Annotated in this window: 27 protein-coding genes and 1 riboswitch; of the genes, 19 read left to right on the top strand and 8 right to left on the bottom strand. The window is 67.3% G+C overall.

Annotated features, from left to right (window positions below; all coding sequences use genetic code 11):
- The 3 genes from boxB to GKO32_RS32500 form a co-directional block, all read left to right on the top strand.
- Positions 1 to 1,157, top strand: a 1,157-nt coding sequence (gene boxB, locus GKO32_RS32510; RefSeq protein ID WP_154760729.1) for a benzoyl-CoA 2,3-epoxidase subunit BoxB, incomplete at its 5' end; no start/stop codon positions are given.
- 13 nt (positions 1,158 to 1,170) lie between these two features.
- Positions 1,171 to 2,733 (top strand): benzoate-CoA ligase family protein, encoded by a 1,563-nt coding sequence (locus GKO32_RS32505; protein WP_154760728.1) that lies wholly within the window; start codon positions 1,171 to 1,173, stop codon positions 2,731 to 2,733.
- Positions 2,730 to 3,587: an amidohydrolase family protein gene (locus tag GKO32_RS32500; RefSeq protein ID WP_154760727.1), complete on the top strand. Its 858-nt coding sequence runs from the start codon at positions 2,730 to 2,732 to the stop codon at positions 3,585 to 3,587. The genes GKO32_RS32505 and GKO32_RS32500 overlap by 4 nt, the downstream gene beginning before the upstream one ends.
- Before the next feature lie 20 nt (positions 3,588 to 3,607).
- On the opposite strand, the gene GKO32_RS32495 is transcribed toward GKO32_RS32500, so the two are convergent.
- Together GKO32_RS32495 and GKO32_RS32490 are read right to left on the bottom strand one after the other, a co-directional pair.
- Positions 3,608 to 3,988: a VOC family protein gene (locus GKO32_RS32495; protein WP_154760726.1), complete on the bottom strand. Its 381-nt coding sequence runs from the start codon at positions 3,986 to 3,988 to the stop codon at positions 3,608 to 3,610.
- A 71-nt stretch (positions 3,989 to 4,059) separates the two neighbouring features.
- Positions 4,060 to 4,503, bottom strand: coding sequence for a MarR family winged helix-turn-helix transcriptional regulator (locus GKO32_RS32490; protein ID WP_312868950.1), 444 nt, complete (start codon positions 4,501 to 4,503; stop codon positions 4,060 to 4,062).
- Between the two features lie 100 nt (positions 4,504 to 4,603).
- Between GKO32_RS32490 and GKO32_RS32485 the strand changes: the two genes are divergently transcribed.
- From GKO32_RS32485 to thpD, 8 genes are all read left to right on the top strand, one after another.
- On the top strand, positions 4,604 to 5,566 hold the full coding sequence (locus GKO32_RS32485) for a ring-cleaving dioxygenase (RefSeq protein WP_154760725.1): 963 nt from the start codon (positions 4,604 to 4,606) through the stop codon (positions 5,564 to 5,566).
- A 127-nt stretch (positions 5,567 to 5,693) separates the two neighbouring features.
- Entirely contained in the window at positions 5,694 to 6,500 is an 807-nt protein-coding gene (locus tag GKO32_RS32480) for a class I SAM-dependent methyltransferase (RefSeq protein ID WP_312868949.1), read from the top strand.
- Positions 6,501 to 6,507: 7 nt separating this feature from the next.
- Positions 6,508 to 6,849 carry a LapA family protein gene (locus tag GKO32_RS32475; protein ID WP_154760724.1) on the top strand — a complete coding sequence of 114 codons (342 nt, stop codon included), beginning with the start codon at positions 6,508 to 6,510 and terminating at the stop codon, positions 6,847 to 6,849.
- A 21-nt stretch (positions 6,850 to 6,870) separates the two neighbouring features.
- The gene (locus tag GKO32_RS32470) at positions 6,871 to 7,653 is read left to right on the top strand and encodes an Abi-alpha family protein (protein WP_312868948.1); all 783 of its coding nucleotides are present in this window, start codon (positions 6,871 to 6,873) and stop codon (positions 7,651 to 7,653) included.
- Between the two features lie 306 nt (positions 7,654 to 7,959).
- Complete coding sequence (ectA, locus tag GKO32_RS32465) at positions 7,960 to 8,460, top strand: diaminobutyrate acetyltransferase (RefSeq protein WP_154760723.1); 501 nt, start codon at positions 7,960 to 7,962, stop codon at positions 8,458 to 8,460.
- A gap of 49 nt (positions 8,461 to 8,509) precedes the next feature.
- Positions 8,510 to 9,763 (top strand): diaminobutyrate--2-oxoglutarate transaminase, encoded by a 1,254-nt coding sequence (gene ectB, locus GKO32_RS32460; protein ID WP_312868947.1) that lies wholly within the window; start codon positions 8,510 to 8,512, stop codon positions 9,761 to 9,763.
- Positions 9,764 to 9,775: 12 nt separating this feature from the next.
- Positions 9,776 to 10,168, top strand: a complete 393-nt coding sequence (locus GKO32_RS32455; protein ID WP_154760721.1) for an ectoine synthase — start codon at positions 9,776 to 9,778, stop codon at positions 10,166 to 10,168.
- A gap of 57 nt (positions 10,169 to 10,225) precedes the next feature.
- Positions 10,226 to 11,119: an ectoine hydroxylase gene (thpD, locus tag GKO32_RS32450; RefSeq protein ID WP_376766022.1), complete on the top strand. Its 894-nt coding sequence runs from the start codon at positions 10,226 to 10,228 to the stop codon at positions 11,117 to 11,119.
- A gap of 210 nt (positions 11,120 to 11,329) precedes the next feature.
- On the opposite strand, the gene GKO32_RS32445 is transcribed toward thpD, so the two are convergent.
- The 3 genes from GKO32_RS32445 to GKO32_RS32435 are packed head-to-tail and all read right to left on the bottom strand — an operon-like array spanning position 11,330 to position 13,534.
- Positions 11,330 to 12,214: a hypothetical protein gene (locus GKO32_RS32445; protein WP_154760719.1), complete on the bottom strand. Its 885-nt coding sequence runs from the start codon at positions 12,212 to 12,214 to the stop codon at positions 11,330 to 11,332.
- Positions 12,208 to 12,687 (bottom strand): DUF6932 family protein, encoded by a 480-nt coding sequence (locus GKO32_RS32440; RefSeq protein WP_166459798.1) that lies wholly within the window; start codon positions 12,685 to 12,687, stop codon positions 12,208 to 12,210. Before GKO32_RS32440 ends, GKO32_RS32445 begins: the two co-directional genes overlap by 7 nt.
- A 46-nt stretch (positions 12,688 to 12,733) precedes the next feature.
- Entirely contained in the window at positions 12,734 to 13,534 is an 801-nt protein-coding gene (locus GKO32_RS32435; protein ID WP_312868951.1) for an SGNH/GDSL hydrolase family protein, read from the bottom strand.
- Positions 13,535 to 13,751: 217 nt separating this feature from the next.
- Between GKO32_RS32435 and GKO32_RS32430 the strand changes: the two genes are divergently transcribed.
- A complete protein-coding gene (locus GKO32_RS32430) occupies positions 13,752 to 14,405 on the top strand; it encodes a DUF3159 domain-containing protein (protein WP_312868946.1) in 654 nt (217 codons plus the stop codon).
- On the opposite strand, the gene GKO32_RS32425 is transcribed toward GKO32_RS32430, so the two are convergent.
- Both GKO32_RS32425 and GKO32_RS32420 read right to left on the bottom strand, forming a co-directional pair.
- Entirely contained in the window at positions 14,374 to 15,297 is a 924-nt protein-coding gene (locus tag GKO32_RS32425; RefSeq protein WP_154760716.1) for an N-acetylglucosamine kinase, read from the bottom strand. The two genes, GKO32_RS32430 and GKO32_RS32425, sit on opposite strands and share 32 nt — an antisense overlap.
- Positions 15,294 to 16,322 (bottom strand): SIS domain-containing protein, encoded by a 1,029-nt coding sequence (locus GKO32_RS32420; RefSeq protein WP_154760715.1) that lies wholly within the window; start codon positions 16,320 to 16,322, stop codon positions 15,294 to 15,296. Before GKO32_RS32420 ends, GKO32_RS32425 begins: the two co-directional genes overlap by 4 nt.
- 146 nt (positions 16,323 to 16,468) lie before the next feature.
- On the opposite strand from GKO32_RS32420, the gene GKO32_RS32415 reads away from it, so the two are divergent.
- From GKO32_RS32415 to GKO32_RS39490, 3 genes are all read left to right on the top strand, one after another.
- Positions 16,469 to 17,197 (top strand): GntR family transcriptional regulator, encoded by a 729-nt coding sequence (locus GKO32_RS32415; RefSeq protein ID WP_154760714.1) that lies wholly within the window; start codon positions 16,469 to 16,471, stop codon positions 17,195 to 17,197.
- 62 nt (positions 17,198 to 17,259) lie between these two features.
- Positions 17,260 to 18,669: an MFS transporter gene (locus GKO32_RS32410; protein WP_154760738.1), complete on the top strand. Its 1,410-nt coding sequence runs from the start codon at positions 17,260 to 17,262 to the stop codon at positions 18,667 to 18,669.
- Positions 18,670 to 18,793: 124 nt separating this feature from the next.
- Entirely contained in the window at positions 18,794 to 19,645 is an 852-nt protein-coding gene (locus GKO32_RS39490; RefSeq protein ID WP_246245058.1) for a hypothetical protein, read from the top strand.
- On the opposite strand, the gene thiE is transcribed toward GKO32_RS39490, so the two are convergent.
- Positions 19,642 to 20,301 carry a thiamine phosphate synthase gene (gene thiE, locus GKO32_RS32400; protein ID WP_154760713.1) on the bottom strand — a complete coding sequence of 220 codons (660 nt, stop codon included), beginning with the start codon at positions 20,299 to 20,301 and terminating at the stop codon, positions 19,642 to 19,644. The two genes, GKO32_RS39490 and thiE, sit on opposite strands and share 4 nt — an antisense overlap.
- A gap of 31 nt (positions 20,302 to 20,332) precedes the next feature.
- Positions 20,333 to 20,439: riboswitch (TPP riboswitch) on the top strand.
- Between thiE and thiO the strand changes: the two genes are divergently transcribed.
- The 4 genes from thiO to GKO32_RS32380 all read left to right on the top strand — a co-directional run bounded on the left by thiO (position 20,434) and on the right by GKO32_RS32380 (position 23,025).
- On the top strand, positions 20,434 to 21,522 hold the full coding sequence (thiO, locus tag GKO32_RS32395; RefSeq protein WP_312868945.1) for a glycine oxidase ThiO: 1,089 nt from the start codon (positions 20,434 to 20,436) through the stop codon (positions 21,520 to 21,522). Its footprint overlaps the riboswitch before it by 6 nt.
- Positions 21,522 to 21,722, top strand: a complete 201-nt coding sequence (gene thiS / locus GKO32_RS32390) for a sulfur carrier protein ThiS (protein WP_154760712.1) — start codon at positions 21,522 to 21,524, stop codon at positions 21,720 to 21,722. Before thiO ends, thiS begins: the two co-directional genes overlap by 1 nt.
- Before the next feature lie 7 nt (positions 21,723 to 21,729).
- Positions 21,730 to 22,488 carry a thiazole synthase gene (locus GKO32_RS32385; RefSeq protein WP_154760736.1) on the top strand — a complete coding sequence of 253 codons (759 nt, stop codon included), beginning with the start codon at positions 21,730 to 21,732 and terminating at the stop codon, positions 22,486 to 22,488.
- A 105-nt stretch (positions 22,489 to 22,593) separates the two neighbouring features.
- On the top strand, positions 22,594 to 23,025 hold the full coding sequence (locus tag GKO32_RS32380) for a MarR family winged helix-turn-helix transcriptional regulator (RefSeq protein WP_312868944.1): 432 nt from the start codon (positions 22,594 to 22,596) through the stop codon (positions 23,023 to 23,025).
- Positions 23,026 to 23,028 lie beyond the last annotated feature (3 nt).

Genomic DNA, 23,028 nt, shown 5'->3' with positions numbered 1-23,028 from the left:
GGATCGCGTTCGGTGACCATCAGGGGGAGCCGGTGTGGCAGCAGGTGCCGGGGGAGTACCGGGCGGATCTGCAGCGGCTCATCGTGGTGCAGGGTGACACCGAACCGGCCTCGGTGGAGCAGCAGAAACTCTTGGGGCTGACCGCGCCGTCGTTGTATGACCTGCGGAACCTGTTTCAGGTCAACGTCGAAGAGGGCCGGCATTTGTGGGCGATGGTGTATCTCCTGCACGCCTACTTCGGTCGGGAGGGCCGTGATGAGGCGGAAGCGTTGTTGTACCGCAATTCCGGCAGCCCCGACGCGCCGCGCATCCTCGGCGCGTTCAACGAGGAGACCGCCGACTGGCTTGCCTTCTACATGTTCACCTACTTCACCGACCGCGACGGGAAATATCAGCTGGGCACGCTCAAGGAATCGGCGTTCGACCCGCTGTCGCGCACGTGTGAGTTCATGCTCAAAGAAGAAGCACACCACATGTTCGTCGGCACCACCGGGATCGACCGCGTGGTGCACCGGTCCGCGGAACTGATCCGCGAACACGACACCACCGACATCACCGGATACGGCGGTATCCCGCTGGAGATCATCCAGCGTTACCTGAACTTCCACTACAGCGTCTCACTCGACCTCTTCGGCAGCGAAACCTCCACCAACGCCGCCAACTACTACACCGCCGGACTCAAAGGCCGCTGGCTCGAACCGCGCCGCCGCGACGACCACCGGCTCACCGACGACAGCGCCGTGCTGGAGCGACCCCACGACGACGGCACGTGGGAAACCGAGGAGATGCAGAAGATCCTGCTGCTCAACTTGGATCTTCGCGGGGAGTACATCGACGACTGCCAGTCCGGGGTCAAGCGGTGGAACAGGATCCTCGACGACGCCGGGATTTCGTTCCGGTTCGCGTTGCCGCATCCTGGTTTCAACCGCGATGTGGGCATAAACTCCGGCCACCACATCACTCCGGACGGGACGATCGTGGACGAGCAAAGTTGGCAGCGCGGCCGCAACCACTGGCTTCCGACCAGCGAGGACCTCGCATTCGTCCGATCGCTGATGCATCCTGTGTACGAGCGCGGGAAGATCGCGAGCTGGGTTGCACCACCACGGCAGGGAATCAACGGCAAGCCCTTCGACTACGAGTACGTGTACCTCTAGAAAAGAGGCTCCGATGGCGGGGTTCAACGCGGCGGATTACTTGCTGGACAGACATTTACGGGACGGCAACGGCGGCAGGACCGCGGTCGTCACCCCGTCCGCCACACTCACCTACGCGCAGCTCGCCGACGCGGTACATCGTGTCGCGGGCGGTCTGACCGCGATCGGCGTGCGGCCGGAAGAACGCGTGATGCTGTGCATGGTCGACGGGGTGGAGTTGCTCACCGGCATTCTCGGTGCGATGTACACGGGCGCGGTACCGGTGCCAGTGTCCACAATGGTCACCGGGCAGGAACTCGGCAAGGTGCTGGCCGATTCACGGGCTCGCGTGCTGTGCGTGTCCACGGAGTTCACCACCGCAGCGCGCGAGGCCGTGACGCTGGCCCCCGAGCTTTCCGCGGTGATCCTCGACCGCGCCAACCCGCTGGACTTCCCCGGGGTGGACACGCATGACTGGACTGAACTGTCCACATCAGACCCTGGACGGCCGTTCAGCACCTGGGAGGATTCGCCCGCGTTGTGGCTCTACACTTCGGGCACCACCGGTGAGCCCAAGGGGGCGATGCACCGGCATGCCAGCATCCGTGCGGTGTGCGAAACCTACGCCCGTGCCGTGCTCGGTGTTCGTGCCGATGACCGGTTCTTCTCCGTGGCGAAGCTCTTCTTCGCTTACGGGATCGGCAATTCCGCCTTCTTCCCACTGTCGGCCGGAGCCTGTTCGGTGTTGGAGCCGAGCCGTCCGTCGCCGCAGCTGGTCGCAGACCGGGTCAGCACGCGGCGGCCGACGCTGTTCTTCGCCGTCCCCACCTTCTACTCGGCGCTGCTGGCCAGCGATATCCCGGACGACACGTTTTCCTCGGTGCGCCAGGCGGTTTCCGCCGGCGAGCCGCTGCCCGGGGTGTTGTTCGAGCGGTTCCGGGCGCGGTTCGGCGTCGAGATTCTCGACGGTCTCGGCTCCACTGAGGCGCTCCACATCTTCCTGTCGAATCGTCCCGGTGCGGTCGTGCCCGGCAGCACCGGCACCGCGGTGCCGGGATACGACCTGGAAATCCGCGACACCATGGGCACGCCGATCGAGGCCGTAGGCGAGCCGGGAGAGTTGTTCGTCCACGGACCTTCGACGGCGTTCGGCTACTGGAGCCGGTACGAGGCCTCGAAGCGTGTGTTCCAAGGGGAATGGTTGCGCACGGGGGACAGCTATGTCCGCAATCCCGATGGCACCTACACCTGTCTAGGCCGGTTCAACGACATGCTCAAGGCCGGCGGGATCTGGGTGTCACCGTCCGAAGTGGAGCAACGGCTGCTGCGGCATCCCGACGTGGCCGAGGTCGCCGTGGTCGCGGCGCCCGACGAGGACGGGATCGACAAACCCGTTGCCTGTGTGGTTCCGGCAGCGGGCCGGGCCGTCGATCCGGCCGCGTTGATCGAGTTCTGCCGTGAGGGTATGGCTTCGTTCAAGCGGCCACGTGCCATCGTCATGGTCACCGAGTTGCCGAAAACCGCGACCGGCAAGATCCGCCGGAACATCATTCGCGAGCAAGTTCGCGACGCATTGCGCCCGGGGGCGCTGGCATGATCGACGGCAGGACGGTCGTGGACGCGCATGTGCACGTGCCGCGGCTGAGCACGCTGAAACCGGCGTGGCTGGAGTGGGCCGACAGGTTCTCCGGGCCACATGACTGGCGTTCGGTCTATGACGAGAACGGAAACCCGGTACCGTCCGCGCTCGACGCGCTGTTCGAGGCCGAGGGCGTTGACCGCGTGCTGCTGTTCAGCGAGTACAGCCCGCGTGCGACCGGTATCCAGCCGATCGAGGACAACCTGCCGCTGGCGCGGTTCAACCCGGACAGGTTCCGGCTGGTCGCGAACGTCAACCCGTACCTGCACCATCCGGTGGCCGCGGAGGTGGAGCGGCAGCTGGCGCTCGGCGCGGTGGCGCTGAAAATCCATCCGGTGCATGGCGCCTTTTCCCCTGCGGACAAGGAGTTGTACAGCGCGTACCAGGTGTGCGCCGAACGCGGTGTGCCGGTGATCCTGCATTCGGGCACGAGCAGTTTTCCCGGCGCGCGAACGAGTTTCGGCAATCCCGAGTTACTGTCCGATGTGGTCGAAGATTTTCCAGGCGTGAACTTCGTGTTCGCGCATGGCGGCCGCGGGTGGTGGTACGACGTCGCCGCCTTCTTGGCGCTGGCAAAGGAAAATGTGTGGCTGGACCTCGCCGGGCTGCCGCCTGCGAAATTGCCGGAGTACTACGCGCGGTTCGATTTCGTGCGTCTGGCCGGAAAATTCGTGTTCGGCACGGACTGGCCCGGCGTTCCCGGTGCGGCACGCAATGTCCGGGCGCTGGCGTCGCTCGGACTACCGGACGACGTGCTGACGGACGTGCTGGCCGGGAACGCCGGAAAGTTGTTCCCTGGGCTGGGAAGTTAGTGAGGGCCCGGCCCAGCGGACTACTGCGGCTGGTGCAGGCAGAGGTAGTTGCCTTCGCTGTCGGTGAACCACGCGGCCTTTTCGCCGCCGAACGTGGCGATGTGGCCTTCGGTGTGCAGCTCGGGAGTGTCGTAGTCGAGGAAGGTGACGCCGCGGCCTTCCAGTTCACCGACTTCGCCGGCGATATCGCTGACCTCGAAGCTCAACGCGGTGTTCTCGCTGGGTTTCGCGTCTGGCAGTGGGCGCAGCCCAATGACATTGTGGCCACCCACTTCAAAGTGGCGGGTGCCATCCGGGCCGGGGGCGATCTCCCGCAGGCCCAACGCGCCGCTGTAGAAACGCGCCGCGCGGTCGGTGTCTTGGACGGGAAGCATCGTGACGATGTTCGTTCCGGTGAGCATTTTCCCTCCTCAGACGTGGTGTCAACCCATCGTGCGCGCGCCGGCGCGGAAGAGGCAACTGGGTCGCGCGACTACTCCTTGTTGACCTCCCGCAGAGTCCGCATGGCTTCGGCCAGCGCCTTCGAGGCATCGGACCCGAGCGGCTCCAGTACCCGCTGCCGCAGGATCGCCGCACACGTCCGGCGTGCGTTGTTGGCGATCGTCCGGCCATGTTCGCTGAGGCACGCATACGTCACCCGGCGGTCGTCCCGGCTCGGCCGGCGCACGATCAGGCCCGCCTTCTCCAGCCGGTCGGCCACCTTCGTGAACCCGCCACTGGACAACGCCGCTTCGTTGGCGAGCTTGGTCATCGACATCTGGTAGCCGGGGGTCCGGACAAGCCGGAGCATGATGTCGAACTGCGCGGGCGACAGCCCGAACCGTTTCGCGATCTCGCCCATCAGCTTGTCCTGCGTCGCGACGTAGCCCTCGATGACCAGGCCCCACCACGTCACGATCTCGTCGTCATCTGCCACGCAAGCAGTATACGCAGACGTATCTCGCTGGAATATATCTTGCCAGGAAGAGGTTTCGGGGATAGATTCTTGATGAGGCACCTTTCGAAGGAGCAGGACCATGTCCATCACGACCACCGGGCTGCATCACGTCACCGCGATCGCCGGCGACCCGCAGCGCAACGCTGACTTCTACGTGCGAACGCTCGGCCTGCGGCTGGTGAAGACCACGGTCAACTTCGACGATCCGGGCACCTACCACCTGTATTACGGCGACGAATCCGGTAAGCCGGGCTCGCTGTTGACCTTCTTCCCCCGGCCGGATGCGCCGGCCGGCCGGCACGGCACCGGTCAGGCGACCACCACGTCGTTCTCCGTGCCCGCGGAATCCATCGGCTGGTGGAAAGACCATCTCGCCCAGGCCGGGGCCATCACCGGCCGCATCGTCAACCGCGAAGGCGAGGACATCGTGAGCTTCCGCGACCCGGACGGGCTGCAGCTCGCGCTCGTCGCGCATCCGCAGGGCGACCCGCGCGACCCATGGGACAACGGGCACGTCCCGCCCGAGCACGCGATCCGGGGTCTGCATTCGGTGACCTTGTCCGTCACCGAAGAAGAAGCGACCGCGAACATGTTCGCTGATCTCGGTTTGCGATTCACCAGCCAGGACTCGAACCGCCTGCGGTTCAGCGCCGGTGACGGCGGACCGGGTGCGATGGTCGACGTGCTGGTCACGCCGAACACGCCGCGTGGGCTCGTTTCCGTCGGAACGGTGCACCATGTCGCCTGGCGCGCGCCGGATGAGCAAACCCAGCTGTCCTGGCGTGGGGAGCTGGTCGACCGCGGGGTGGAAGTCACCTCGGTGCTCGATCGGCGGTACTTCCGCTCCATCTACTTCCGTGAGCCGGGCGGCACTTTGCTGGAAGCGGCCACCGAGCAACCAGGATTCGCGATCGACGAACCGCTCCTGGAACTGGGTCGTGCGCTCAAGCTGCCGCCGTGGCTCGAGCCGGATCGCGAGCAGATCGAGCACACGCTGCCGAAGCTCGACCTGCCGACCGAGAACAACCCGGAACTGGTCTGACCCTCGATTCGCTTGGCACACCGGTGTTTCCGCCGCGCCGGAGGATCACCCCGGAAGCGGTCGGCGTGACGTAATCCTCGTCCTAAGCTCACAGGATGGACTTCGTGCGGCGGAGCGGGCGTGCACGGTGACCGCGGTCGAACACTGGGGTGAGGAGCTGGCCGGCTGGGCGATCCCGCCGGAAATCCTTGCGCAAGCAGAAGAATCGCCGTGGAAAGTGCCACCGAACGTGTTCGTCCGCCGCGCCGATCGTCAGCTCGGCGCGCCTTCGACACCGACGCATCAGGCCGTCCTCGACTACGCCGGCACCGTGCTGGACATCGGCGCCGGGGCCGGGGCGGCCAGTCTGCCGTGCGCGCGAGCGATCAGCCAGGTCACGGCGGTGGACACGAACGCGCGGCTGCTCGACGAATTCTCCGCACGAGCCACCGTACTTTCCTTGCCGCACCGGACAATCGAGGGTCGCTGGCCTGACGTGCACGACGAAGTCGGCGTCGTCGATGTCGCGGTCTGCGCCAACGTTCTGTACAACGTGCCGGACCTGGCGCCGTTCATCGAAGCGCTTGGCCGGCATGCGCGCCGGGTCGTGCTGGAGCTGGCCGAGGCCCATCCGCTGACCGCGCTGAACGACCTCTGGAAGCGCTTTCACAACCTGGACCGCCCGCTCGGGCCCACCGCGGACGACGCCGTGCTCGCCCTGCGCGAGCTGGGCGTCGAACCCGAAGTCGTGCGCTGGCGCAAAGCCGCGGACCCGGTCCCGTTCGACGAGCTGGTCGCGGTCACCCGCCGTCGCCTCTGTCTGCCTGCCGACCGGACCGAGGAACTGGCCGCCGCGCTGGGGAGTGGCCGCCCCAGCACGCACCGCATGGTCACGCTGATCTGGTCACCCGAACGGCTGCCCAAACCGTGCGATAGCCCGCTAACCGGGCGATAATTAACCGATGACCCACGCGCAGGACAACGAGCCGGTCACGCCGGCTCCCGGAGAACCCGCCGCCCCGGCGGCACCGACCAGTCCGGCGAAGATCAAGCGAACCCGGGTCAGCGGGACCTGGGTGGCGGTGATCGTCGCCATCATCGTCCTGATCTTCCTGCTCATCTTCATCCTCCAGAACCTCCGCACCGCCTCGCTGCAGTTCCTCGGAATGAGCGCGGACCTGCCGCTCGGGGTGGCGATGCTGCTGTCGGCGATCGGTGGCGCGGTGCTCGTCGCGCTCATCGGCGGCGCGCGGATCGCGCAGTTGCGGCGGGCGACCAAACGGGCGCACAAAGCGCTGCGGTGACCGGAAGCTAACCTCTGGTCCGTGACCAGCGAAGACCTGACCGCGGTACCCGACGGCGCGGACGATTCAGTGTTGCGGCGCGCCGCGCGGCTCGCCGGTTGGGCTGCACGCGCCGGCGTCTCCGTCGGGCGCCGCGTGCCGGGTGTGGAGAGCGTGACTGACGGCGTGCGTTTCGTCGAGCGCCAAGTGTTTTCCACCCTGCGTAAACGTCTTGACGAGGTCGATGACCCGTACGTGGTTGCCTTGAGTGCCGCGTCGAGCGGCGAGTCCGCCGGTGCCGGCCCGCTCGTGGTCACCGCCGAACCGCTGCGGGCGGCGATGAAGGAGCTGCTCGACCGGTCCGTCACCTTCGACCGGGAGCGGGCCCGCGAGTATCTCTACGCGACGGTGCTGCGCCGGCTGACGCCGGACGAGGCACGCATCCTGTCCACGCTCGCGGCCGGTGATGCCTACCCCGCCCTCGACGTCGTGGGCCGGGGGGAGCGAATTTTGCTGCACAACGCCTCCACGGTCGGCAAGGCCGCGGGCGTGACGCTGCCCGAGGAGGTGCCCAGCTATCTGACCCGGCTGGCGGCACTCGGGCTGGTCGACGTCACCGCCGCCGAACCGGCGTTGAGCTCGCAATACGAGGTGCTCGCGACCGACGAGCTGGTCCGCGCGGCGGCCGCCTCGGTGAAGCGCCCCAAACTCGTCCGGCACACCGTGCGACTGTCCGTATTCGGTGCGCGGTTCTGGGCGGTGTGCGACCCGGGGGTCGAGGTTACCAATCCGACCAGCAGTAGGCAGACCCCGGGCGGCGCGTAATCGTTGCTACACAAGCCGGACAGCCGTGACTGTGGTCGGATTGGGAACGAACAGCACAGCATGAGTCGCGTGTTGTGATCGCTGCCACTACCGTGTAACGAAGTGCGCGGTGGTAACGCTGTGCAGGGTGAGAAACTCGCGATGGTGACGCGGGTCATGAAATGCTGGACTTATAGCATATTTCACTCATAAAAGAAACACTTTTGTTGGCATTGTCACGTGTGTTTCTTCGTTGTTGCTGGTAGGTCGCCTGCCTGCTTCGGTGCGGTCTGAACGGCACGAAAAGACCTGTTAGCTTGTTTTGACATGTCCGGGAAGCACTTGATCGACTCTCCGACCAAGGCCGACGGCGCTGAGCTGTGGCGAATCGCGCGGGATTCGAAGAAGTTGGATCTCAACACGCCATACGCCTATTTGTTGTGGTGTCGCGATTTCGCCGACACGTCGGTTGTGGCCAAAGTGGACGGTCGGCCAGTCGGGTTTGTCATGGTGTACCGCAGACCCGCAGCGCCCGACGCCGCGCTGGTGTGGCAGGTGGCCGTCGACGCGTCGCAGCGTGGACAAGGCCTGGCCGGAAAGATGTTGGACCAGCTGTTCACGTCTTTGGTACAGCAGGGGGTGCGGTATCTGGAAACCACTGTGACTCCGGACAACGAGGCGTCGATCAGAACTTTCGCGTCCTTCGCCAAGCGCTGGCACGCTCCGCTGGAGCGAACGCGACTGTTCGAGTCAGCGGACTTTCCCGTGGACGACGAACCGCACGAGCCAGAGGATCTCTACCGAATCGGGCCGCTTTCTCAGTCATAGCGCGGAAAATCCTGTTGATTCGGATATCAGTCGGGAGTTGGAAAAGCACGTGAGCATCTTCGAAAAACTCGAGTCCGAGGTGCGGAGCTACAGTCGTGGCTGGCCGGTCGTGTTCGACCGTGCTGTGGGCAGCCATCTGTACGCCGAGGACGGCAAGCCGTATCTGGATTTCTTCGCCGGCGCGGGTGCGCTGAACTACGGGCACAACAATCCTGTGCTCAAGCAGGCGCTGCTCGATTACATCGCGCGTGACGGGGTCACGCACGCGCTGGACATGTTCACCGTTGCCAAGCGGGATCTGCTGGAAACGTTGCAGGGGAATATCCTGCAGCCGCGCGAGCTGGACTACAAGGTCATTTTCCCGGGGCCTGGTGGGGCCAACGCGGTCGAGGCGGCGTTGAAGCTGGCGCGCAAGGTGACCGGCAAGGAGTCGGTCATCAACTTCACCAACGCGTTCCATGGGATGACGCTGGGTGCGCTTTCGGTCACCGGGAACTCGATGAAGCGCAGTGGCGCCGGTATTCCGCTGGTGCACGCGACGCCGATGCCGTACGACCAGTATTTCGACGGGGCGTACCCGGACTTCCTGTATTTTGAACGACTTCTTGACGACTCCGGGAGTGGACTCAACGAGCCCGCCGCGGTCATCGTGGAGACCGTGCAGGGTGAGGGCGGTATCAACGCGGCCGGGATGGACTGGCTGCGTGGGCTGTCGGATCTGTGTCAGCGGCACAACATCCTGCTCATCATCGACGACGTGCAGATGGGTTGCGGGCGCACCGGCCCGTTTTTCTCCTTCGAGGACGCCGGGATCAAGCCGGACATGGTGTGCCTGTCCAAGTCGATCGGTGGCTACGGGTTGCCGCTCGCGCTCACGCTGATCAAGCCCGAGCTGGACGTGTGGGAACCGGGTGAGCACAACGGCACCTTCCGCGGGATCAACCCGGCGTTCGTCACCGCCGCCGAGGCGTTGCGCACCTACTGGAGTGACGACGAACTGGAAAAGTCCACGCGTGCCAAGGGGGAACGGGTCGGCGCGGCACTGCAGGGAATTGCCGAGGCGTACCCCGAGCACGGGCTTCTCGCGAAGGGACGCGGCCTGGCGCGTGGTCTCGAATTCGCCAACGGTGAGATCGCGGGGCAGGTGTGCGCGGCTGCGTTCGAACGCGGGCTGCTGATGGAGACCTCCGGACCGGACAGCGAGGTGGCCAAGCTCCTGCCACCGCTCACCGTTTCCGAGTCCGAAGTGGACGAAGGACTCGAGATCATCGATGCCTCCGTCAAGGCCGTGCTGGGTAAGTAGAAGGAGAGAGTTTTGATCGTTCGCACCCTCGACGAGATCACCGACACCGACGCTGACATCAAGACGCCGAACTGGCGCAGCAAGCGGATCATCCTTGCCAAGGAGAAGGTCGGGTTCTCCGTTCACGAGACCACGCTGTACGCGGGTACCGTGAATGACTTCTGGTACGCGAACCACGTCGAGGCCGTCTTCGTTTACGAGGGCGAGGGTGAGGTCACCAACAAGGCCACCGGCGAAACGCATCAGCTCAGGCCGGGCTCGCTCTACCTGCTCAACGACCACGACAAGCACCAGGTCCGGCCGAAGACCGACATGAAAACCGTGTGCGTGTTCAACCCGCCCGTCACGGGGCGCGAGGTGCACGACGAGAACGGCGTGTACCCGTTGGTGACCGAAGCTGATTGATTTCCCACCACGCCAACAAAAGGGGAAGCCATAAGGAGGCGAACCGTCTTGACCATGATGGACACCGGTATCGAGGACCATTACCCAACGCGGGTCACCGGGACCGCGACTCCGTTCGACCGTGCTGATCCGACGGTCTGGGGTACCGAGGGCGACGGTCCGATCGACGCCGCGACGCTCGCGGCCCATGATGCCAAGGGTTTTCATGTCGTCGAGGGGCTGCTGTCTCCGGGCGAGGTGCAGACCTACTGGCAGGAACTTGTCCGGTTGTCCGGCGACGAAGCGCTCAAGGCCGACGAACGAGTGATCACCGAGAAGGTCAGCGGCGAGGTCCGGTCGATCTTCGAGGTGCACCGGATCAGCGAGCTGATCAGTGAGCTCGTCCGGGACCCGCGTGTGCTCGACCGGGCACGGCAGATCCTCGGCTCGGAGGTCTACGTGCACCAGAGCCGGGTGAACTACATGCCCGGGTTCAAAGGCACCGGGTTCTACTGGCACTCGGACTTCGAAACCTGGCACGCCGAGGACGGGATGCCCCGCCCGCGTGCGGTGAGCTGCTCGATCGCGCTGACCGACAACTACCCGTTCAACGGTGGTCTGATGGTCATGCCCGGTTCGCAGCGCACCTTCGTGCCGTGCGTCGGGGAAACTCCGGAGGACTACTACAAGGCCTCGCTCAAGGAGCAGGAAATCGGCGTGCCGAGCCAGCAGGACATCACCGCGCTGGCCGCCGAGTACGGCATCGACCAGTTCACCGGGACGGCCGGTTCCGCGCTGTGGTTCGACTCGAACATCATGCACGGCTCGGGGAACAACATCACGCCGTTCCCGCGGTCGAACATCTTCGTGGTGTTCAACAGCGTCGAGAACAAGCTGGTGGACCCGTTCGCGGCGAGCAAGCCGCGGCCGACGTTCATCGGCAGCCGGGACTTCACGCCGCTGGCCCGCTGAGTAACACAACTCACAACAGGGTCGCATGTAGCTAACCCAACGCAGCCTGTTACGGTGTCGCCACCGCTCCGGCGACGGAGCGGGCCGAGGTTGTCGTCGGTGGTGTGGGTTCTTCCTCGCTCGGGTGAGTCCTGTGCGACCGCTGACAATGTTTGACGGGTGCGGCCCCGCACGACCAGATCGGGACTGGTGGTGCGGGGCCGCACTCGTTTACTGGTCGAAAAGATTGACCTCAGGCGTGATCTCCAGCAGCTCATGCACGGGGCGCCCGCGGCGGCCGTCGATCGTGGTGGCGCGGACGACGCGCAGCCGCGCCGTCACCGGGCGGTCCAGGTTCTCCTTGATCTTGCCGAGCAGATCGGGGGCCACCGCGCCCTGGATGGTGCCGCCGCTTTCACGTTCCAGGTAGAAGATCCGCCGCCGGGTGCGCACGCCGTCGAGGCGCCCGGACACGGTCTCGTAGCCCACCGCCTCGCGCGATTCGCGGAGGCTGCCGTGCAGCACTTTCGCCTGGTCCAGGGTCATGCTGCGCCCGACGTCGTCGCCGGCGGTCGGGGTCAGCTGGATGCCGATGCCGGCGTTCTTGACCACGGCGTTGACGATGTCGCTGACGGCGTTGCGCACGGTGTCGCGCTGCAGCAGCACGGCGTCGAGCGCGCCGTCGTCGGATCCGTTGGCGGGCAGGAAATCGCACAGCTCCTTCACCGCGCGCTCGGACAGGCTTTCGATGCCGTCATGGATGAGCGCGTCGTCGAGCGCGGGCTCCGGGAAACCGAAGAAGATCGTGTTGCCGGCCTGGCCGCGTTGGATCAACGGCGCCTTGTCGCGGTCGGCGGGCTGCACGTAGGTGACCTCGGCCTGCGGGTTGCGGATGATGTGGCCGACCTTCGCGGTCGCGTCCTGCAGCGCGCGGCTGATGTCGGAGAACGTGTACGCGTCGAGATTGGTCGGGCCGAGCACCGAAACGCGCAGCAGCGGAGACCGTGAGGTCCGCTCGAACTTCGCGTGCGCGGCCATCGCCGAAGCGCGGGCGAGATCGTCGAGCCACGTCCCGCCCGGGATCTCGTCGGCGATCCTGCGGAACTCGGTCACCAGATCACCTCGGGGAATCCACGCGTGCCATGAACGGACCAGGTCTGTGCCCAGATCTCTTCGTCACCGGGGAAACACAGGAAGCCATCGAGCAGGCCACCCACCGGCTGCACCTGGTCCAGGTACATCGCGGGCTGACCGATGATCACCCCGCGCAGCGAGACCAACCCGTACAGGGAATCGCGCGCCGGGCCGGTCATGCGTTTGAGACTGCCCCAGTCGTCCGGCATCAGGACCACGTCCAGACCGCCGGGCACATGTTCGGTACGGGTGATGAACGCGCCGCCGACCCAGGCACGCCCCGCCGGGATGATCCGGGCCACCGCGCCGAGATAGCTGTTCAGTGCGCTGAACAGGATCTCCCGCTCGTTCTGGTGCGGCGCGTCGAACACGAGGCGCTCGTAGATGTCGGCCAGATCGGCGGGCAGCCGCCCCGGCGGGAGTGACCCCTCCAATGTCCAGTGCGGGAGCGGCATGCCGGAAAACTACCAAGAGGTGACGGTCCGTGCGCGGGCGCCCGGCTCAGCTCGTCGGGGCGTGATCGTCCGTGGGAATTTTCGGGATGCCGAACGGGGCGAGCTTCGGGCGCTTCGGGGCCAGGCCGTCGCCGAGCGATTCACCACGCAGCTGCCGGCCGATCCACGGCAGCAGATGCGTCCGGGTCCACGCCAGGTCCGAGCGGCGCTGGTTGACCCAGGTGCGCGGCGCCAGCGTCGGCCACGGCTCACTCCAGTCCTCGGTGACCGGAACACCCATCAGCTCCGCGGTGCGCAACGCGATGCGGCGGTGGCCCTCCGCGGTGAAGTGCAGCCTGTCGTCGCTCCACGCGCGGAAATCGCGCAGCACGTCCATCGCCCAGAGGTCCACGACACGGGCCCCGTGGCGGGCCGCGATCGCCCACAGGTTCGTGTTGTAGATCCCGATCTTGCCACGCAGCACGCTCATCACCGACAGCGATTTCGTGTCGGGACCGTTGAACAGCAACACTTCGATGCCCGCGCCGCGCAACGCGCCGACCACCTCGTCGATCTTCGCGCAGATCTCGTCCACGTCGGTACCGGGCACGATCACGTCGTTGCCGCCGCCGCAGAAGGTCACCAGATCCGGTTTGAGCTCGAGCGCGACGGGTACCTGTTCGTCGACGATCTCGGCGAGCATTTTGCCGCGCAGGGCCAGGTTCGCGTACTGGAAGCCGGGCTGGTCGCCGGCGAGGATCTGGGCGAGCCGGTCCGCCCAGCCGCGGTAGGTGCCGTCAGGGAGTCCGTCGTTCATGCCTTCGGTAAAGCTGTCACCCAAGGCGACATAGCTGTCGTAGCCGTACACGCTGCGATCCCCTTTCTTCCGCACACCCCTGCCCAGATCCAACACCGCGAGGATGCCGCGCTGTTCCCGGACTACGCCACCGCCGGTTCGCTCGGAGGTCATAGTTTCTTACCTTGTCGGCCATCCACACCTCTTCATTACCGCACCTATACCAGCCGTGTGGGCAAGATCTCCCACATCGTTTCCAAGAACCGCAAAGATCAGGCAGCATGTAAGGGTGACCTCACCTCCGCGCCGCGAATCTCTGGCGAGTGTGCTCGGTGGCCGCAAGGGTGCGGTGGACGCCAGCCTGCCGCCGCTCGCGTTCGTCCTCGGCTGGTTGATCGGCGCCAACTCGATCGCCTGGGGTTCGGTGGCCGCGATCGCGACGGCCGTGGCGGTCGGGGTGTTCCGGATCATCCGCGGGGACCGGGCCCGGGTCGTCGTGGTGAGCCTCGCGGCGGTGATCGTCGCGGCGCTGGTGGCGTTGCACACCGGGCGCGCGCAGGATTTCTTCCTGATCCAGTTGCTGTCCAATGTGGCCAGTGCACTGTTGTGGGCGGCGAGCGTGGCCGTGCGCTGGCCGCTGCTCGGTGTCGTGGTCGGGCTGGTGCTGGGCCAGAAAACCCGGTGGCGCAAGGATCCCGCGTTGCTGCGGGCCTACTCGTGGGCGAGCCTGATGTGGTCGTGCCAGTACCTGGTGCGGGTGGCGGTGTACTTGCCGCTGTGGTGGGCGGGGCAACTGGTGGCGCTCGGCGTGGCACGCACCGTGCTCACCTGGCCGCTGCAGGTATTGACCATCGCGGTGAGCGGCTGGGTGTTGTACCGGGTGCTGCCCGATGATCACCCGGGCCTGCGGCTCAAGCCCGAACCGGCCGCACAGGAGCACTAGGGCTGTCGCCGAAGGCCTCGACCGCGGCCAGCCATGCCGCGCCGTACACGCCGTCGTCGCTGGTCAGCACGTCGAGGCCGGACAGCCGGGCCCGGACCCGGTCACCGACGGGGCCGGCCAGCACGCTGCCGACGAGCACGACCGGAGTGCTTTCCGCGGGTTCGCGGGCCGCCAGTGCGAGGCCGGCGAGTAGTCCCGCGGCCCGGTCCAGGATCGGCCCCGCGTCCGCGGCGGCGCTGACCAGTGGGGCGAACCGGGCGAGCCGGATGGGGGCGTCGGCATTCGCGACCGTGATCAGCCGCTGCCACGCCTCGTGCCTCCCGGCGCCGTCGATGCCGGCTTCGCTGAGCACCGATGTCGCCAGTTCGCCCAGCTCACCGTCGCGTTCGAGCGCGCTGAGCGTGGCGCGGACCGCTTCGCGGCCGAGCCAATACGCCGAACCTTCGTCGCCGAGCAGCCAGCCGTAGCCGCCGACGGTCGAGACCATCCGGCGCGCCCGGATCCGGCCCGCGATCGAGCCGGTGCCGGCGATCAGCACGGTCCCGTCGGGTGCCGTGGTCGCGGCGGCGAACGCGACTTCGGCATCGGTCAGCACCAGCACTTCGCGCAGCCCCAGGCGTTTCCAGGTCGCCTCGAACAACGCGGTCACGGCCGGGTCGGTGAGCTTGCTCTTACCGGCCATGCCGACGACGCAAGCGCTTGCCTCCTGCGGGTTCAGCTCGCCGAGACACGTGCTGATCGCTTCGACGAGATGGGCCGCGGCCTCGGCGGGCGGGTGCGAGTTGGGGTTCGCGCCACCAGAGCGCCCGGTGCCCAGCACCGTGCCGTCCGCCGCGACGGCGACCGCGCGGGTCGAGGTGCCGCCCGCATCGACCCCGACGACGAACCTCATCGCGTCTTGGTCACCTTGCGCAGGCCGCGCGGGTTGTCCGGATCACCGCCGCGCGCGACGGCGAGCCCGAGCGCGAGCCGCTGCACGGGCAGCACCTCCAGCACCGGCGCGAGTTCCTCGACCACCTCGGGGACCGGAATACGCAGTGCGGCGGGCACTTCCGCACACGAGGAGCCGAGCGCGAGGACGTCCGCGCCGCGTTCGGAAACCGCTTTCAGCACGTCGTGCATCGCGGTGCCACCGCGCCCGGCGCCGGTCACCGCGAGCACCGCGGTGTCCTCGTCGATCGCCGCGACCGGACCGTGCAACAGATCGGCACCGCTGTACGCGCGCGTCGCTAGGTAGCTTGTCTCGGCCAGTTTCAGTGCCGACTCCAGCGCCGTGGCATAGGAGTAGCCACGGCCGGTGGTGATGATCCGGTTGACGAAGCGGTACCGGTCGATCGCGCGCTGTACCGGGACGTGCAGTGCCTGCTCGGCGAGCGCGCCCAGTTCGGCCGCGTCCGAACCGTTACCACCGCGCACCGCGTCCACGAGCAGGTACAACGCGAGCAGGGTCGCCGAGTACGTTTTGGTGGCGGCGACCGCGTGCTCGGTACCGGCCTGGACGTCCACCGCGAACTCGGCGGCCCGGTTCAGCGGCGAGGACGGGGTGTTCGTGACCGCGACCGTGAGCGCGCCCTGTTTGCGCGCGGTCTCGGTGAACTCGAGCAGGTCGGGTGAACCGCCGCTCTGGCTGACCGAGATCAACAGGACGTCGCGAAGGTCGGGACGGGCACCGTAGAGTGTCACGGTGGACGGTGACACCAGGCCCGCGGGAAGCCCCAGCAGTACCTCGATCAGGTATTTCGCGTACAGCGCCGCATGATCGCTCGATCCGCGCGCGGCGAGCAACGCGAACCGCGGCGGGCGGCGGGCGATGACGTCGGCGACCTCGGTGAACTCGGCACGACGTGTCACCAGGTCGGCCAGCACGGCGGGTTGTTCCGCGATCTCGGCAGCCATGTGCTGTCCGGGGGTGGTCATAGCCGTCCTCTCCAGTTCCTACGATTGTGCATCTTCTCAGCGTTGTCCGCTAAGGTCTAGACCAATATTAACCGGGCGCGACGGTGAGGCGAAAGGGTAGTTTCGTCGTGCGCCCGGTGTGCGTTTGTGAAAAGAGGGAGTCGGTCATGGTGGAATCACCTGTGCGCGGTCAGCGCGAGCCCAAGTACTGGGCGTTGAAACAACATCTGCTCGATCTACTCGAGAGTCTGCCGCCTGGTTCGTCCATTCCCACGGAGCGTTCGCTCGCGACCGATTTCGGTGTGTCCAGGACGACGGTGCGTCAGGCACTCGCCGATCTCACCGCGGAAGGCCGCCTGCATCGTGTGCAGGGCAAGGGGACCTTCGCGGCTGAGCCCAAGCTCGCGCAGCGATTGCAGCTGTCTTCGTACACAGAGGACATGCGAGCCCAGGGACGTGAACCTTCTTCGAAATTGCTGGAAGTCGAGGAACTTCCGTCCGAACCGGACATGTCGAAACTGCTTGGCATCCGAAGTGGAGCCAAAATTCTGCGAATGCGGCGGCTGCGCCTTGCGGACAACGAGCCGATGGCGCTGGAGACCACGCACCTGCCGCTGAGCCGGTTCCGCGGGCTGCGCAAGCACGTCTCGGCGGGCGGGTCGCTGTACGAGGTGCTGAGCGAGCAGTTCGGTATCCAGATGGAGCGGGCCGAGGAGACCATCGAAACCTCGCTCGCCGGGCCGCAGGAGGCCGAGCTGCTCGGCGCCGATGTCGGCATGCCGGTGCTGCTGCTTTCGCGGCACTCCTTCGGCTCTGATGGAAAGCCCGTCGAATTCGTCCGTTCCATCTACCGCGGCGACCGCTACAAGTTCATCACGACGCTCACCAGGCCGTGACCGTCCGTTGGGGGACGCCGCAAGCCCGGGGCGTCCTCGCGACGACCATTCTCGGTTCGGGAATGGCGATGCTCGACGGCTCGATCGTCAACGTCGCGCTGCCGCGGATCGGCGCGGAGCTGCACGCGCCGGTCGCCGGCCTCCAGTGGATCCTCGACGGGTACCTGCTCGCGCTGGCCTCGTTGATCCTGATCGCGGGCTCGCTCGGCGACCGTTATGGCCGGCGCCGGACGTTCCTGGTCGGCGTCGTGTGGTTCGGCGCCGCCTCGGTGCTGTGCGGGCTCGCGGTGTCGACGGAGATGCTGGTCATCACGCGGGTGCTGCAAGGGATCGGCGGGGCGTTGCTGACCCCCGGCTCGCTGGCGATCCTGCAGTCCACGTTCGCACACGACGACCGCGGGCGGGCGATCGGCGTGTGGTCCGGGCTCGGCGGGATCGCGGCCGCGATCGGGCCGCTCGTCGGCGGGGTTCTCGTGCAGGTGTGGTCGTGGCGGCTGGGCTTCTTGATCAACGTGCCGATCGCTGTGGTGTGCGTGTGGTTCGCCCGCCGGTACGTGCCGGAGTCGCGGGACGAGACCGCCACCGGGCGGCTCGACGTGCGTGGCTCGGTGCTCGGCGCGGTCGGCCTCGCCGGGGTCACGGCGGCGCTCGTCGAGGCTCCCACGCGCGGCCTCGCCGACCCGCTGGTGCTCGGCGCGGTGGTCGTCGGCGTCGGCGGGCTCGCGTTGTTCGTCTGGCTGCAGCTGCACGAAACCACCCCGCTGGTGCCGCCGTCGATGTTCGCCAACCGGACGTTCAGTCTGGCCAACGGGCTGACGTTCGTCGTCTACGCGGCGCTCGGCGGAGTGCTGATGTTGCTGGTGCTGCAACTTCAGGTCTCGCTCGGCTACTCGCCGACCGCGGCCGGTCTCGCCGGGTTACCGATCACGATCGTCATGTTGCTGCTGTCCGGGCGTTCGGGCGCGCTGGCGCAACGGATCGGGCCGCGCACGCAGCTGGTCGTCGGGCCGCTCGTGCTGGCGGCCGGCATGCTCCTGCTGACCCGCGTCGCGCCCGGTGCGTCCTATCCCGGGACCGTGCTGCCCGCCGTTCTGGTGTTCGGGCTGGGGCTGGCCACGATGGTCGCGCCGGTGACGGCGACGGTGCTGGCCGCGGCGCCGGACGAGCACGCCGGTGTCGCTTCGGGGATCAACAATGCGATCGCGCGTTCCGGCAGTCTGATCGCGATCGCGGTCTTGCCCGCGATCGCCGGACTTACTGGCGAGTCATATTCAGACCCGGTCGCGTTGACAGCGGGCTGGCGAATGTCACTGCTGGTTTGCGCGGGTCTCGCAGTGGTGGGCGCGGTGCTCGCACTCGGCGTCAGCAACTCGGTGCTGACGGCGGAAGATGTTGCGCCGCAAGAGAAACTTCCATTGGGGAAGTGCTTGCACTGTGCGGTCGAAGCGCCGCCGACGCATGTGCGTGGTTGACGCTAAGTCCACAGTGGACGGTTGCCTGTGGTGGTGCTGCTCACGAAGTGGCTAACGTCGGGAGCATTCCGGTCGACAAACACGTTGGGATAACGGTTTGGCAACTTACGAGTAGATCGGAATCATGACCGAGGAGAAGGACGGGACCCAGAAGTCAGGTCTCAAGCCGGCACAGGTGATTGCTTCGGCGTTGGCGGCGATCACGGCGGCGTTCCTGGGGGCGACGCTGGGGGTGGCGGGAACCGTCGTTGGCGCGGGCATCGCCAGCATCATCACCACCGTGGGTGGCGAGGTGTACCTGCGTTCGTTACGTCGCACCAGGGAAGCCGCGCGGAAGACGGCGTCGGTGCTCACCGACACCCGGCTCCGGCAGGAGACCCGGCACGTCGAGCCGCCGGCTTCCGCGCCGGCCAACCCGCTGGTCCGGCGAAGACCGGAGCCCACGGCGGCATTCGACCCGAACCGCACGCAACACCTCGACCCGCACCGCACGCAACAGCTCGACCCGCAGCGGACGCGGCAGCTCGCCGGCGCCGGGCAGATCGGTGACCAGCGCACGGTTTTCATTCCGCGGCCTGACCAGCAGGATCCGAAACCCAAGACGGCGTGGTGGAAGAACCGGTGGACATTGATCGCCGGGACGAGCGTCGCCGCGTTCGTGATCGGGATGCTGACGCTGACCGGGTTCGAGAAGGTGACCGGGCACGCGGTCTCCGGTGGTGCAGGCACGACCTTCGGCCAGGTCGTGGGCAGGTCGAACAACGGAACGCCGGCCACCACGACGCGTGAGACCACAACGGTCACCCACACGCCGTCTTCGCGGTCCCGGACGTCGGCTCCCTCGTCGAGCGAGCAGAAGCAGCCGCAGGTGTCGGAGACGCCCACGCAGGAAGCGCCGCCGTCGAGCAGCGCCGCGCAGCCGACACAGTCGCCGGTCCAGCAGACCCAGAGCGCGAGCCCGTCGCCCAGCGGTTAGGGCAGCGCGGAGACGATCCGGCGCGCCGCGGCCTGGGGGTCCTCGGCCTCGGTGATCGCCCGCACCACGACGACGCGGGTGGCGCCTGCCTCGATGACTTCGGTCAGACGCTCGTGGTCGATCCCGCCGATCGCGAACCACGGGCGTTTCGCCCCGGCCGTCGCCCGCACCAGGTCGAGGCCCGGCGCGTGGCGGCCCGGTTTGGTCGGGGTCGGCCAGCATGGGCCGGTGCAGAAGTAATCCACGCCCGGTTCCACTTCGGCGGCACGGGCCTGCTCGATCGAATGGGTCGACCGGCCGATGACCGGGTCGTCTCCGATGACGCGGCGGGCGAGTGGCACCGGCAGGTCGTCCTGGCCGAGGTGCAGCACATCCGCCTCGACCGCGAGCGCCACGTCTGCGCGGTCGTTCACCGCGAGTAGCGCGCCGTGCCGGGCGCACGCCTCGGCGAGCACCTCCAGCGCGGCGAGTTCCTGCTTCGCCTCCAGCGGGGAGCCGCTCGTCTTGTCGCGGAGCTGGATGATGTCGACGCCGCCGGACAGCGCCGCGTCGGCGAACTCGGCGAGGTCACCGCGGCTGGCGCGGGCGTCGGTGCACAAGTACAACCGTGCCGCGTCGAGCCGCTTTCTGATCTCGTCTCCCGTGAGCCCTGGCATAGTCATCACGCTAACCCACCGGGTAGTGTCGGGGTGTCCGCACGGGAGCCCGGGGCACGGGCTGAGAGGGAGCAGGCCGCTCCGACCGTGGAACCTGATCCGGATCATGCCGGCGCAGGGAGCGTGATTTCAGTGGCCCAGCAGGTATCCGTCGTCGGCGGCGGCGTGATCGGTCTGTCCGTGGCCTGGCGAGCCGCCGCCGCGGGGCACGACGTCACGGTGATCGATCCCGAACCGGGGCACGGGGCGTCGTGGGTCGCGGGCGGGATGCTTGCGCCGATCACCGAAGCGTGGCCCGGCGAAGAACCCGCGTTGCGGCTCGGTGAGGAGTCGCTGCGGCGCTGGCCGGAGTTCGCGGCCGCGCTGTCGGCCGACGGTGGTGACCCTGGGCTGTCCACGGCCGGCACCGTTGTGGTTGCGCTCGACCGTGGGGACGCCGAGCAACTGGGCGTGCTCGCCGAGTATCTGCGGTCGGTCGGCCGGGCGGTCGAGTCGGTCACCGGGCGGGAGCTGCGGTCGCTGGAGCCGGGGGTGAGCGGGGTGCGTGCGCTGCTGGTGCCCGGTGATCTCGCGGTGGACAACCGGAAACTGCTGCGTGCTTTGCAGACCGCGGCGTGCCGGCGGGGCGCGAAGTTCGTCGATGACAACGCCGTCGAGGTCGGGCCCGGGCGGGTGCGGACGGTCTCGGGCGAGGTCACCTGCGATGTCGCGGTGATCGCGGCGGGCGCGCGCAGCGCCCGGCTGCATCCGGCGCTGGCGGTGCGGCCGCTCAAGGGTGAGATCCTGCGGCTGCGGGTGCGGCGGACGAGCCTGCCGCCGCCTTCGCGGACCGTGCGGGGCGTGGTCGAGGGGCGCCCGATCTACCTTGTGCCACGTGACGGCGGTGAGCTGGTGCTCGGGGCGACGCAGTATGAGGCCGGATTCGATGAGACGGTGAGTGCGCGGGGCGTGCGTGAGCTGCTCGAAGGCGCTGCGCGGCTGTTCCCGAGCATCGACGAATATGAGCTGATCGAAACCGCGGCGGGCCTGCGCGCGGCGAGTGCCGACACGCTGCCGTTCATCGGTGAGCTGGGTGCGGGCGTGCTCGCCGCGACCGGCCATCACCGCAACGGGCTGTTGATGGCTCCGGTCACCGCGGACGCGGTCGTCGCCCTGCTCGACGGCGTGGCGCCGCCCGCGGAGACCGAGGCCGCTCGTCCATACCGGCTGGGAGAAAACTGATGGAAGTACAGGTCAACGGTGATTGGCGAGCCTTCCCGGAGGGAATCACGGTCGCCAGGCTGCTCGAAGCGCTGGGCACGGCGCCGAAGGGGATCGCCGTGGCGCTCGACGGTGTGGTCGTCCGGCGCGGCGACTGGGCCGGGGTGATCGTGCCCGCCGGGGCGCAGTTGGAAATCCTTACGGCGGTACAAGGTGGGTGATCAGGTGCTGGACGGCGACAACCTCGTGATCGGGCCGCACAAGCTCGGCTCGCGGTTGATCATCGGGACCGGTGGTGCGGCGAACCTGGCTGTGCTGGAGCGGGCGCTGATCGCGTCGGGGACCGAGCTGACCACGGTCGCGATGCGGCGCGCGGACGCCGAAGGTGGGTCCGGGGTGCTGGAATTGGTGCGGCGGCTGGGGATCCGGCTGCTGCCGAACACGGCGGGCTGCCGGAGCGCGGCTGAGGCCGTGCTGACCGCACAGTTGGCGCGGGAGGCGCTGGAGACGGATCTGATCAAACTTGAGGTGCATGCCGACGACCGGACGTTATTGCCGGATCCGGTGGAAACGCTCGACGCGGCGGAACAGCTGGCCTCGGACGGGTTCACCGTGTTCGCCTACACGAATGACGACCCGGTGCTGGCGTTGCGGCTGGAGGAAGCCGGCTGTGCGGCGGTGATGCCGCTGGGCGCGCCCATCGGGACCGGGCTCGGCATCCGGAACCCGCACAACATCGAGCTGATCGTTTCGCGCGCGGGGGTGCCGATCATCCTGGACGCGGGCATCGGCACGGCCTCGGATGCGGCGCTTGCCATGGAACTGGGCTGCGATGCAGTGTTGTTGTCGACCGCGGTGACCAGGGCGCAGGACCCGGAACGGATGGCGCACGCGATGCGCTCGGCGGTGATCGCGGGACGGCTCGCAAGGGGTGCAGGGCGGGTCCCACAGCGATTCTGGGCGCAGGCTTCGTCGCCGGCCAGGTAAACGATCATTGCGATACGGGTGTTTACCGTACTCAGACGGCCGGACAACGTATGGTTGTCGGCACCCTTTGTGGGTTCGGGGAACGGCGAACAGAAGGAGCCCGAGGTGGACACGTCGACGACGGAGGATGTCGCCGGGCGGTTGTTCCTGGCAGTGGGCAGACTGTCCCGGTCGCTGCGGCAAGCGGGGTCGCCAGGCCCTGGGCACGGGTCGATCTCGGCCCTGTCGACACTCGTCGTGTCGGGCCCGATGCGGCTCGGTGACCTGGCGGCAAAAGAAGGCGTCGCGGCTGCCACCATGTCGCGGATCATCGCAGGCCTGGTAGAAGCCGGCTACGCCCGCCGCGAACCGGACCCGATCGACCGTCGAGCCTGGCTGGCCACCGCGACAGAAGACGGTGAGCGCCTGCTTTCGGGCGTGCGCTCGACCAGAGTCCACGAACTGAACAAGCGGATCGACCGCCTCCCAGAGGACCTGCAAGAGGACCTGGCAAGAGGACTACGGGCCCTAGAAGCCCTCCTATCAGACGAAGACTAACGC

The sequence above is a fragment of the Amycolatopsis pithecellobii genome (genome assembly GCF_009707865.1).
GTDB classification, from domain to species: Bacteria; Actinomycetota; Actinomycetes; order Mycobacteriales; family Pseudonocardiaceae; genus Amycolatopsis_E; species Amycolatopsis_E pithecellobii.
This window is presented reverse-complemented; position numbering and strand designations above follow the sequence as displayed.

Bases quoted from the DNA above. Each gene is read 5' to 3' on its own strand.
- thiE (WP_154760713.1), bottom strand. From the start codon at position 20,301: ATGCCAGGGCTCACGGGAGACGAGATCAGAAAGCGGCTCGACGCGGCA.
- thiS (WP_154760712.1), top strand. From the start codon at position 21,522: ATGGAAGTACAGGTCAACGGTGATTGGCGAGCCTTCCCGGAGGGAATC.
- GKO32_RS32485 (WP_154760725.1), top strand. From the start codon at position 4,604: ATGTCCATCACGACCACCGGGCTGCATCACGTCACCGCGATCGCCGGC.
- thpD (WP_376766022.1), top strand. From the start codon at position 10,226: ATGGACACCGGTATCGAGGACCATTACCCAACGCGGGTCACCGGGACC.
- GKO32_RS32415 (WP_154760714.1), top strand. From the start codon at position 16,469: ATGGTGGAATCACCTGTGCGCGGTCAGCGCGAGCCCAAGTACTGGGCG.
- GKO32_RS39490 (WP_246245058.1), top strand. From the start codon at position 18,794: ATGACCGAGGAGAAGGACGGGACCCAGAAGTCAGGTCTCAAGCCGGCA.
- GKO32_RS32420 (WP_154760715.1), bottom strand. From the start codon at position 16,322: ATGACCACCCCCGGACAGCACATGGCTGCCGAGATCGCGGAACAACCC.
- GKO32_RS32475 (WP_154760724.1), top strand. From the start codon at position 6,508: ATGACCCACGCGCAGGACAACGAGCCGGTCACGCCGGCTCCCGGAGAA.
- GKO32_RS32505 (WP_154760728.1), top strand. From the start codon at position 1,171: ATGGCGGGGTTCAACGCGGCGGATTACTTGCTGGACAGACATTTACGG.
- GKO32_RS32500 (WP_154760727.1), top strand. From the start codon at position 2,730: ATGATCGACGGCAGGACGGTCGTGGACGCGCATGTGCACGTGCCGCGG.
- GKO32_RS32495 (WP_154760726.1), bottom strand. From the start codon at position 3,988: ATGCTCACCGGAACGAACATCGTCACGATGCTTCCCGTCCAAGACACC.
- GKO32_RS32425 (WP_154760716.1), bottom strand. From the start codon at position 15,297: ATGAGGTTCGTCGTCGGGGTCGATGCGGGCGGCACCTCGACCCGCGCG.
- GKO32_RS32440 (WP_166459798.1), bottom strand. From the start codon at position 12,687: ATGCCGCTCCCGCACTGGACATTGGAGGGGTCACTCCCGCCGGGGCGG.
- GKO32_RS32410 (WP_154760738.1), top strand. From the start codon at position 17,260: ATGGCGATGCTCGACGGCTCGATCGTCAACGTCGCGCTGCCGCGGATC.
- ectA (WP_154760723.1), top strand. From the start codon at position 7,960: ATGTCCGGGAAGCACTTGATCGACTCTCCGACCAAGGCCGACGGCGCT.